This is a genomic window from Blautia sp. AM23-13AC (genome assembly GCF_003435675.1).
Lineage (GTDB): Bacteria > Bacillota > Clostridia > Lachnospirales > Lachnospiraceae > Fusicatenibacter > Fusicatenibacter saccharivorans.
The window spans coordinates 495588-506312 of sequence record NZ_QTUL01000002.1 but is presented as its reverse complement, the minus strand read 5'-3'; the positions used below and the strand labels follow the sequence as shown (position 1 = coordinate 506312).

At 50.3% G+C, this 10725-nt stretch carries 6 protein-coding genes and 5 tRNA genes; 9 read left to right on the top strand and 2 right to left on the bottom strand.

What is annotated here, in order from left to right; translation table 11 throughout:
• The first annotated feature begins 17 nt into the window (after positions 1-17).
• The 5 genes from DW642_RS04755 to DW642_RS04735 all read left to right on the top strand — a co-directional run bounded on the left by DW642_RS04755 (position 18) and on the right by DW642_RS04735 (position 500).
• Positions 18-89, top strand: a tRNA-Asn gene (locus tag DW642_RS04755).
• A 54-nt stretch (positions 90-143) separates the two neighbouring features.
• A tRNA-Glu gene (locus tag DW642_RS04750) sits at positions 144-215 on the top strand.
• Positions 216-241: 26 nt separating this feature from the next.
• Positions 242-314: transfer RNA gene (locus DW642_RS04745), tRNA-Thr, on the top strand.
• 4 nt (positions 315-318) lie between these two features.
• Positions 319-392 (top strand) — tRNA-Ile (locus tag DW642_RS04740).
• A gap of 34 nt (positions 393-426) precedes the next feature.
• Positions 427-500: transfer RNA gene (locus DW642_RS04735), tRNA-Asp, on the top strand.
• A 120-nt stretch (positions 501-620) separates the two neighbouring features.
• Here the strand turns inward: DW642_RS04735 and DW642_RS04730 are convergent.
• A complete protein-coding gene (locus tag DW642_RS04730) occupies positions 621-1238 on the bottom strand; it encodes a flavodoxin family protein (protein ID WP_117509416.1) in 618 nt (205 codons plus the stop codon).
• 159 nt (positions 1239-1397) lie between these two features.
• Here DW642_RS04730 and DW642_RS04725 point away from each other — a divergent pair, with 159 nt between their 5' ends.
• Positions 1398-4730, top strand: coding sequence for an alpha-L-rhamnosidase (locus tag DW642_RS04725; RefSeq protein WP_158554974.1), 3333 nt, complete (start codon positions 1398-1400; stop codon positions 4728-4730).
• A 104-nt stretch (positions 4731-4834) separates the two neighbouring features.
• On the opposite strand, the gene DW642_RS04720 is transcribed toward DW642_RS04725, so the two are convergent.
• A complete protein-coding gene (locus DW642_RS04720; protein WP_055221737.1) occupies positions 4835-5209 on the bottom strand; it encodes a metal-dependent transcriptional regulator in 375 nt (124 codons plus the stop codon).
• A gap of 220 nt (positions 5210-5429) precedes the next feature.
• Between DW642_RS04720 and DW642_RS04715 the strand changes: the two genes are divergently transcribed.
• The 3 genes from DW642_RS04715 to DW642_RS04705 all read left to right on the top strand — a co-directional run bounded on the left by DW642_RS04715 (position 5430) and on the right by DW642_RS04705 (position 10720).
• The gene (locus DW642_RS04715) at positions 5430-6638 is read left to right on the top strand and encodes a serine hydrolase domain-containing protein (RefSeq protein ID WP_242856668.1); all 1209 of its coding nucleotides are present in this window, start codon (positions 5430-5432) and stop codon (positions 6636-6638) included.
• A 332-nt stretch (positions 6639-6970) separates the two neighbouring features.
• A complete protein-coding gene (locus DW642_RS04710) occupies positions 6971-7198 on the top strand; it encodes an HPr family phosphocarrier protein (RefSeq protein WP_147326098.1) in 228 nt (75 codons plus the stop codon).
• Between the two features lie 186 nt (positions 7199-7384).
• A complete protein-coding gene (locus DW642_RS04705) occupies positions 7385-10720 on the top strand; it encodes a 3'-5' exonuclease (protein WP_242991124.1) in 3336 nt (1111 codons plus the stop codon).
• The last annotated feature ends 5 nt before the right edge of the window (positions 10721-10725 follow it).

Genomic DNA, 10725 nt, shown 5'->3' with positions numbered 1-10725 from the left:
TATCTTCAATTGAATAATCCTCGATAGCTCAATGGTAGAGCATTCGGCTGTTAACCGAAGGGTTGTTGGTTCGAGCCCAACTCGGGGAGTGAATGCGACCTGTAAGAAACTCTTACAGGTCAGTTCTTTCAAAAAGTAAATATGGCTCCGTGGTCAAGCGGTTAAGACATCGCCCTTTCACGGCGGTAACACGGGTTCGATTCCCGTCGGAGTCACTGAATATAAAATATTTGTTATGTATGCCGATGTGGCTCAATTGGCAGAGCAGCTGATTTGTAATCAGCAGGTTATCGGTTCGAGTCCGATCATCGGCTCTTTGGACCTTTAGCTCAGTTGGTTAGAGCAACCGGCTCATAACCGGTCGGTCCCGGGTTCGAGTCCCTGAAGGTCCACTTTAGTTCCATATTTTATATTCTGTATATGTCTGGCCCGGTGGCTCAGCTGGTTAGAGCGCCGCCCTGTCACGGCGGAGGTCGTCGGTTCGATCCCGATCCGGGTCGCTTTAAAAAGTCTGCGGAAGCAGGCTTTTTTCGTGTATAAAATTTCTTCCAGCTATAAAAGATGCCGTATTCCAGACATAGAAAAAAGTCTGAAAGACGGCATCTTGCTTAACAGATAAATTAACGGATAAAGTTTGTGCCGATGCGCGGTTCCTTTTCCGGAAGACCAAAGGATTCTTTTCCGAGCTGGATGCTCTTCATCAGAAAACTCATATTCCGTGCAAGGGTACGCATGATCTGCAGGCCTTCGAGATCTTGCTGCGCCTCGTCCGCATTATTTCCATGGATACTGTTCCAATACTGGCCGGAAGCAACCGGCATGCCGGAGATGGTGAAGTATTTGTTCAGCTCATCAAAGGTAGCGGAAAGACCGCCGCGGCGTGCAGAGACAACCGAAGCGCCGACTTTCATGGTTTTGTCAAAGTGTGTGCTGTAGAACAGACGGTCAAGAAAAGCAATAAGTGTTGCATTTGCAGATGCATAATAAACCGGACTTCCGACAACAAGGCCGTCAGCCTCTTCAAATTTCGGAGCAACCTCATTTACCATATCGGAAAAAGCACATTTTCCGAGCTTGGAACAGGCACCGCAGGCAACACAGCCGCGGATATCTTTATTTCCGATATGTACGATTTCCGCCTCAATACCGTTTTCTGTAAAGACTTTTTCCATTTCGTGCAGGGCAGTATAAGTGCTGCCTTTTGCGTGAGGACTTCCGTTGATTAATAATACTTTCATTTGATGGTACCTCTCTTTCGTAATTTTCTTTATTATAACACCGGAAAAGATGCAAATAAAGACGCTTTTTTGGGCAAAAACTGATCTTAACAGAAATAGCTGCTGGACGGTATAATACAATCAGCAAAGAAGGCAAAACTTGCAATGGGAGGTTACCAAATGAAGATAGAGAGAATTCTGATTGAAGATCAGATGGCACCGATCGGGCTGGATGAGAAAAAACCGGCATTTTCCTGGCTGCTGACGGCAGAAGAAGGAGAACAGAATCTGATGCAGAGCGCATGCCGGATCGTTGTGCGCACCGGAGAAGATACTGTGTGGGACAGCGGAAAAATGGAAACCGGCGTATCAACAGGGATTGGTTATGAAGGAGAAGCACTGCAGCCCTGTACCAAATATGAGGTAAAAGCAGAGGTGTGGGATAACCACGGCGGAAAAGCAGAAGCAGAAAGTTCCTTCGAGACAGGCCTTATGGATTCTTTGTATGCAGCATGGGAGGGAGCTGAGTGGATCGGCGCACCGCATGCGACGGTATGCGCGGAAAACCGCGGTGTCTTTACGATCGAGAGTGAATTTCGGATGGAAGGCGGGAAGGGAGAAGCGGGTATCGTCTTTGGAGCCAATGACTTCCGTCTGAACGATCATACGAAAAATGAGCTTGGCATGGAAGGGGAGAACTATATCCGTTATGCTGTGTGCCTTGAGGAGGGAGATGCACGCCTCGAAATTTACCGCGTGGGCTATGCGCCGGAGGATACAGCGGAAAAACCGTTTGCCGTTACGAAACTGGTCAACTGGAAAGAGAAAACACAGGAAATCCTGACACCAGAGAATGCCAATGCCTTTCATAAGCTGACCGTAGAGGTTGACGGCAATGTGGCATACGCCTATGTCGACGGCATCCTCGTGGATGCCATTGAAGAGCATGGATTTTTTGGAACGAAAGTATCAGGCCGCCAGCTGAATCCGAGAGGAAATAACGATGTGCTGCCGTATCCGAGACTGAATGAGATCGGATTTTATGCAGGAAAAGGGACGACAGGATATTTTAAGAATCTGACCGTAAGAAACGTAAGAAAACCATCCGCGGAAATTGTTCGTGAGACGCCGGAAGGACGGCTGGATGGGGAAAAAAGTATCTTTGCGGATCAGATTCCGGTGGAAAACGGATACTTTAAAGTAGAAGACAGCCAGATTACGGCAGATCCGTCCCATCATTCAATTCCAATGCTGCGGTCGTGTATTTCCTGCCAGAAAGAGAAAAAACTGGCATCGGCACGCCTTTATATTACTGCGCGCGGTATCTACGACTGCCGGATCAACGGACAGGAGATCACGGAAGATCTGCTGCGTCCGGGTCTGACACAGTATGACCACAGAATGAACTATCAGACATACGATATCACAGGGCTGATGAAACCGGGCCGAAACGGAATCGGCGTGACGCTGGCATCGGGCTGGTGGAGCGAGGCACAGACCTTTGTGGTGAAGAACTTCAATTACTTTGGAGACAAGGAGAGTCTGCTTGCCAAGGTTGTCATGAAGTACGAGGACGGCAGCCGCGAGGTCTTTGGAACAAATACCGAGGATTGGAAGTATTTCGGAGAAGGTCCTTACCTGTTTTCCAGCTACTTTGCCGGAGAGCAGTACGATGCGCGCCGGGCAGAGGTTTACGGAACTTATTCTCTGCCGGAGTTTGATGACAGCACCTGGGAAAAGCCAGTTGTTGTGGATACCGTCATGATCGAAGAGTTCTGCACGATGCCGGGCTTTGGACGGTCCTGGCCAGCGGTTCATGAGCAGAAGCCGGAATATATCGGTGAGTACGATGCGCCGGTGCGGATTGTAGACCGGAGAACGGCAAAGACGAGAAAAGAGCTGTTCCCGGGTGTGTATCTCTACGATCTGGAACAGGAGATGGCCGGTGTACCGCGGATTACACTGCATGAGAAGGCGGGCACAAAGATCATCATCCGCTATGCGGAGGTGCTTTATCCGGATCTGCCGGAGTATGCCGGAAAAGAAGGCACGATGATGCTGGAAAATTACCGGGATGCGACGAGTACGGATGTTTATATCTGCCGCGGCGGGGAAGAGGTGTTCCAGCCGAAGTTTACCTTCCACGGCTACCGCTATATTGAGATCAGCGGTGTGGAGCATGCGCCGGAGCTGGAAGAAGTAGAGAGTCTTCAGTATTCTTCTGTGACGGAATTCCATGGAAGCCTTACGAGTAGCCATAAACTGCTGAATCGGTTTGCCGAGAATGTTTCCTGGTCACAGAAATGCAACTTTATCAACATTCCGACCGACTGCCCGCAGAGAAATGAGCGCATGGGCTGGGCGGGCGATACGCATATTTTCTGCCATACGGCGCTCAACAACAGCAGCCTGAAGAAATTCTATGAGCGGAACCTGCAGGCGATGCGTGATCTGCAGACACCGGAAGGCCAGTACCCGGAGATTGCACCGGTGGGCGGCGGATTCGGCGGCATTACGTATGAGTGTGCGAGTATTTTTATGGCGTGGGAACTGTATGAGCAGTATGGGGATATCCGCACACTGGAGAAATTTTATCCTGGCATGCAGAAATATATGGACTATATGAAGGATAAGGGTCTGCCGGGAACGAAGGTAAATCCGGCGATCGGACCGCTTGGCGACTGGCTGGCACCGGAAGAGACGGATCTGCTGCTTTTATGGAATGCATTCTATTATAAAGAAGCCGATCTGATGAGCCGGATTGCCGGTGCGCTCGGAAGAACAGAGGAGCAGCATCAGTATAAGGCGCTTGCTGCGAAGGTGAAGAAATTCTGGAATGAGACATTTGTACTTCCGGATTCCGGAAAGACCTGCAATGCGGACGGAACGCTGTGTGATACGCAGTGCTCGTATGCAATTGCACTGTCTTATGGTGTGGCAGAAGACAGAAAGAGAATAGGAGAGCATCTGATCCGAAAGACGAGAGCGATCGGCCATACGGTCGGAACGGGATTCTTTGGAACGGGTATTCTGAACCAGATGCTGACCGAGCAGGGCGCTGTGGAGGATGCCTGGAAGATGATGCTGCAGACGGCATTCCCGTCGTGGCTGTATCCGGTGACCCAGGGAGCGACGACGATCTGGGAGCACTGGGATTCCTACACGAAGGAAAAAGGCTTCGGCGGACAGAATGCGATGAACTCGTTCAATCATTATTCTCTCGGAAGCGTTCTTTCCTGGCTGTATCACACGGGACTTGGTATCCAGAGAGACGAGACAAAACCGGGTTATCAGCATATTCTGCTGAAACCGCAGCCGGGCCCGCTCGAGTTTATGAAAGGTTCCGTAGACAGCCCGTACGGCGTGATTTCTGCCGGATGGAAGCGGAAAGGTGACAAAATAGAGTATCAGGTTACGATTCCGGTCAATACAACGGCAACCCTGTTTAAAAACACGGAGGATCCGGCGGATACCGTGGAACTGGGAAGCGGAACGTATACTTTTATGCTGTAAAAAGAAAACCCGAAAGGCTCCGGCAAAGAAATGGGAGACTTTCGGGCGGAAAGTGAAACGCTGTCGGAGAGAAGAGAACTCCGGCAGCGTTTTTTTTGTCATGCTTATTTTTCGGCAGTCATGTGCAGATGACGTTTGATCGCTTCAAAGCTTTCCTGACTGATGACATGCTCGATGCGGCAGGCATCTTCCGTGGCGGTCTGCTCATCAACACCAAGGCTCATCAGGCCGCGGGAGAGGAGCTGGTGGCGCTCATAGATCATCTCTGCGATCGCGCGTCCGCTGTCGGTCAGGTAGATGTAGCCTTCCGGCGTTACGCGGATCTGCTCTTTTTCTCTTAAGTTTTTCATGGCAACGCTGACACTTGATTTTTTAAAGCCAAGTTCTTCTGCAATATCAACACCGCGTACAACGGGTTTTTTCTGACTTAAGACTAAAATAGTTTCCAAATAATTTTCTGCGGATTCGTTCGTTTTCAGCAAGATGTTCACCTCGTTTTTCTAAATAGCTGAAGATTCATAAATATATATACATATAGAATAGCATATTTTTCGGAATAGGGCAATGATGGTTTTTGATGGTTTTTCTTAATTTCAGAAAAGTTGTAAGATTTCAGAAAAAAAGACAATGAGGATAGAAGAAGAAAAGCAAGATAAAAGATGACAGGGGGCAAAAAGAGAGGTAAAATAGGAAAAAACAATGAAATTTAGATGGAGGTTAGAGCATACCATGGAACAGGTGATAAAGAAAAGACTGCAGCAGGTGATGGATGCATCCGTTGCAAAAGGAGAGACACCGGGCTGTCTTCTGATGGTGATCAAAGACGGAGAAGAGCAGGTTTATCTGGAGAGCGGATATGCGGATATCGAAGCGAAAAAGCCGGTTTCCCGCGATAATATTTTCCGTCTCTACTCCATGAGCAAGCCGATTACCGCGACGGCCATGATGATTCTGGTAGAGCGCGGAATCGTCGATCTGGCGGATCCGGTCAGCAAGTATCTGCCGGGCTTCCGGAACCCGGTTGTATGTACAGCGGATGGGAAGATAGAAAAAGCGGAGAGGGAGATCCTTCTGGAGGATATTATGAATATGACATCCGGGCTGACGTACGGCGGAACGGATGAGACGGGACGGCAGACCGATGCACTTTTTCAGGAGGTGATCCACGGACTTAAGGAAGAAAACGGCGGAACGATCAGTACAGTAGAATTTGCAAACCGTCTTGGAAAAGTCCCGCTTCTGTATCAGCCGGGCCAGTCCTGGAGTTATGGAACGTCGGCGGATGTCGTAGGTGCGGTGATTGAGGTGGCAAGCGGCATGCGCTTTGGGGATTTTCTGAAAAAAGAAATTTTCGAGCCGCTCGGCATGAACGATACCGATTTCTGGGTTCCGGCAGAAAAGCAGGATCGTCTGGCGAAGGTGTATGACTGCAGGGAGGGACAGCCGTCCGTCCGTTATCTGGACAATAACCTTGGCATTCAGAACGATATGGCGTACCGCCCGGCATATGAGGCAGGCGGAGCAGGCCTTGCATCTACCATCGACGATTATGCGAAATTTACGCAGATGCTGCTGAACGGCGGCACCTACAACGGTGTACAGATTCTCCGTCCGGCGACGGTAAAATTTCTGGGAGGCCACACATTAAGCGCAGTACAGCAGGCAGGCTTTGATAACTGGATCGGCCTGGAAGGATTTTCCTACGGAAATCTGATGCGTGTTCTGGTAGATCCGACGCGTGCGGTAACGCTGGGAAGCAAGGGCGAGTTCGGCTGGGACGGCTGGCTTGGATGCTACATGGAAGTCGTGCCGGAGCAGAATATGACATTTCTGATGATGACCCAGAAAAAAGATGCCGGAACGTACACCCTGTCCCGGAAGATCCGAAATATTATTTTCAGCGAATAACTTTTCATGAGAGTGATTCTCAAGTAAGGCCTTCCGGCCCGTCAGATCAGACGAAAAAAGTGCCGGAAAAGAAACAACTTAACGAATCAGACGGAACATATGAGCAAATTGCTGTAAAACTACGTCGAATTTTGTCTAAAACGGATATTTGCAGTGAGACAGATGTATGCTATTTTAGTGTCAGTCGAAAATGAAGGCGATTTCATTACTACTTTCAGAAAAAACAGCAAAAAAGGAATATCGTGTAAGCTTTTGACCGATTTTGAAGGAAATAAAAGAAAGAATTCAAAATCATGAAAAAAAGACCAAAAAGCAGAAAGGATGCAGAAAATATGATTTCGTTACCGTTAAAGTTTGATGAAGTAGAGAGTGTAGAAGAATTTGTAAATATGGTGAAACGCCTGGATTACGACGTTGACGTAAAAATAGGACGATGCGTCTTTGATGCGAAATCCCTGATGAGTGTCCTGATGATCGCCGGAAACCCGGATGCGGTTGTGGAAGCCCATACGAACGATATCGAAGCATTTAAAAAGAAATTTAAGGATTACCTTCAGTAAGAAAAAAAGTCGGAAAGGCACTGTGTGTAAGATGCATGGTGTCTTTTTTGATGCACGAAAAAGCGGGTGAAGTATCTTGCCGGGGAGACGTGTGCATGGTAAAATAAAGTCTATTGGGATGGAAATAAGAGAATCAAAAGAACGGGCTGATGTAGAAGAAGTTTTTCGTAAAAAAGGAGGTACAAAGTGGAAGAAGAGAAACTGGAAAGAAGCATCAGAAAATCAGAGATTCCCGGACTTACGAGGGAAGAGGAGGAAGCACAGCTTGCGAAGGTGATCGGGATTGCCGAGCAGAATCTGGAACAGGCGAAGGCGGATATCCGGCTGGCGAATGAGGATCTGGCGGATCTGATGGAGACGTACGACGCAAAAGAGGCGGAAGGCCTGGCGCTCTGGAACAACGCGACGGCGAAGCTGAATGCGTACCAGCACGGCATGGCGCGGCTGGAAAAAGCGAGAAAGAAGCCGTATTTCGGGCGGATTGATTTTCAGGATCCGCGGCTTTCGTTTTTAGAGTCCTATTACATCGGGCGCGTCGGCATTTCCGATGAGAAGGCGGAACCGGTTGTGCTGGACTGGCGGGCGCCGATTTCCTCCGTCTATTATGAGAACAGCACCGGGCCGTGCAGCTATACGGTGAGTTCAGAGGGTACTTTTTCGATTGATCTGAAAAGAAAGCGGACGTATGAGATTGAAAATGACCATCTGAAAGACTTTTTTGATTCCGATGTGGTAGCGAACGATGAGCTGCTGACAAAGTATCTGGCGAAGAACAAAAAAGCGGTGCTCGGTGAGATCATTGCGACGATCCAGCAGGAGCAGAACCTCATTATCCGCAGATCCCCGAAGACGAATCTGATCGTACAGGGCGTGGCTGGCTCCGGAAAGACGACGGTGGCGATGCACAGGATTTCGTACATCCTCTATAATTACGAGGAGGACTTCCGGCCGGAGGATTTCTATATCATTGGAAGCAACCGCATTCTGCTGAACTACATTACCAGCGTTCTGCCGGAACTCGATGTGTACGGCATCCGTCAGATGACGATGGAGCAGCTTTTCATCCGGCTTCTGTATGAGGAGTGGGACGAAGAAAAGTACATGGTACACACCATCGACCGCGCGGATGAGAAAAACAGCATAAAGGGCGGAAGCGGCTGGTTTTTCGATCTGGAAAATTTCTGCCGTACGTACGAGGCAGAGCAGATTCCGCGGGAGCCGGTGCGGCTGGAAAAAACGGGAACATTGCTTCTGGACGCCGAGTATATTGATAACTATTGCAGGGAGCAGTCCACACTTTCCATGGAAGGAAAGATGTGCATGCTGAACGAGATCCTGCTGGCAAAATTTGAGAATGAGGTTTCGGGAAAAGAAGTGACGTTTCCGGCGCGCGAAAAAAAGGCGCTGAAGCGGAAATACGAGAAATATTTTGGAGATGGAAAATGGCGGGGATCCATTTTTGATCTCTATTTACAGTTTCTGGAGCAGCAGGCGGAGAAAGGAAAAGCGGTGGAAGTGCCGGAAAACTCCTTTGATGTCTATGATCTGGCGGCGCTGGCATACCTCTATAAGCGGATCAAGGAAAACGATCCCGTGCGCGAGGCGAGCCATGTGGTCATCGACGAGGCGCAGGATTTCGGGATGATGGCGTACCAGGTGCTTCATTACTGTCTGCGTGACTGTACGTATACCATTATGGGAGATACGTCGCAGAATATCCATTTTTCCTACGGCCTGAACGACTGGGAGGAGCTGAAAAAGCTGATTCTGACCGGCACGTACGATGCGTTCGGCGTTCTGCGGAAGAGTTACCGGAATACGGTGGAGATCTCCGATTTTGCAAACGAGATTCTGCGGCATGGGGACTTTGCGATCTATCCGGTGGAGCCGGTGCTGCGGCACGGAACGGCGGTGCGGAAAGAAGCATTTGACGATGAAGCGGCGCTGCTCGCCGCGGGTGTTCAGACAATCAAGACATGGCAGGCGCAGGGATATGAGACGATTGCCGTTGTATGCCGGGATGAGGCAGAAGCGGCGGATACGGCGCGGAAGCTGAAACAATACGTGCCGGTTGTGGAGGAGGATCTCGAGACGGCAGAGTTCGGCGAGGGCGTGATGGTGCTCCCGGTGGCATATACGAAAGGTCTTGAGTTCGATGCGGTGCTGCTTCTTGATCCGACGGAAGAAAAATATCCTGAAAATGACGGACAGGTAAAGCTGCTTTACGTGGCGGCGACGCGTGCATTGCATGAGCTGGCCGTACTGTATACCGGAGAACTGACGGGAATTCTTGCAAAGGAAGCGCCGAAGGGCCGACACAATCAGGAATTTGCCATGGAGACGCTGACGAAGGCGAAAGAGTATGAGAAGGTTTCGCTGACGCAGAAGGAGGCGCGTGAGGAGAACCGCGCGATCGGCATTCAGGAGATGGACGAGCGGAACAGCCATGGACCGAAACGGATTGTGATCAAGCCGGAGCAGAGGCCGGGAATGGCGCCTGGAAATACAAGCACGACCGGAACAGCGGTGATGGCAAAAGGCAGTACGGCAACGCGGAGGGGTGCGGCAGAAACGGGAGAAGAAATTGCCGCAAAGACAATGCAGCAGCGTGCACCGGAAGGGGTGTCATCTATTTTTGCTGGTGCGGCTTATCATGGAAAGGCAGGCGGCAAAGCGCCGGGAAGCAGACGGAGTGCAGGAACACAGACAGAAATGCAATATGGAACGGGCACGGCCGGAGTGCAGAGTGCAAAAAGACCGGGCGGAGCAGGTATGGTACCAGGAGAAGCCGAGAAGACGGAGCGCCTGAATACCTCACCTTACGCTTTCGGTGCAATCCCGGAAAACGAGCTGCTGCGCATCAAGGGCCATTCGAAGATCAAGTGTGCGGTGAAATGGGCGAAGAAAGGAAAATCGGCGGTTGAGATTGCCAGCATGTACGGCATCTTACGCATCACCCCGATCACGCCGGAGGTGATCCGCATCAGTTTCGTAAAGGGTGTGACCGCAAAAGTGCAGGACACGTACTGGAAGCCGAAGGCAGATACCGCGTTTCCGTGGAGTGCGAAAGAATCGAAGACGGCGGTGCTGGTCGAGACGGAAAAGCTGCGCGTCATGGTAGAAAAAAAGGACGGCGCGGTGCAGTTCCTGACGCCGGACAACAAACCAATCCTTTCCGAGAAGCGTGACGAGCCGCGCATGATCGACGGCGGCATGACATGGATGTTCTTCGACTGGAGCGGTTCCGAAAAGCTGAAAGCAAAAGGCATTCTTTCGACCGAGTGGCTGGATCTGACCGCGAAGGCGCGCTACGTCTCTTTTGGCGGAAAGCAGGCGCGGATGCCGCTGCTTGTTTCGAACCGCGGCTACGGCATTGCGGCCGCCGCGTCCCGGACGGCACTGCTGTGCAATGTACGGACGTTTGGAACGTATCTTCACACCGCAGGGGACGGACAGATTGATTATTACTTCATTCTCGGAAAAGACCGGGAGGAAATTGTAAAACAGTATAAAGAGCTATAAAAGGA

Excerpts from the sequence above, each read along its gene's own strand:
- DW642_RS04730 (WP_117509416.1), bottom strand. The coding sequence starts at position 1,238 with ATGAAAGTATTATTAATCAACGGAAGTCCTCACGCAAAAGGCAGCACT.
- DW642_RS04725 (WP_158554974.1), top strand. The coding sequence starts at position 1,398 with ATGAAGATAGAGAGAATTCTGATTGAAGATCAGATGGCACCGATCGGG.
- DW642_RS04715 (WP_242856668.1), top strand. The coding sequence starts at position 5,430 with ATGAAATTTAGATGGAGGTTAGAGCATACCATGGAACAGGTGATAAAG.
- DW642_RS04710 (WP_147326098.1), top strand. The coding sequence starts at position 6,971 with ATGATTTCGTTACCGTTAAAGTTTGATGAAGTAGAGAGTGTAGAAGAA.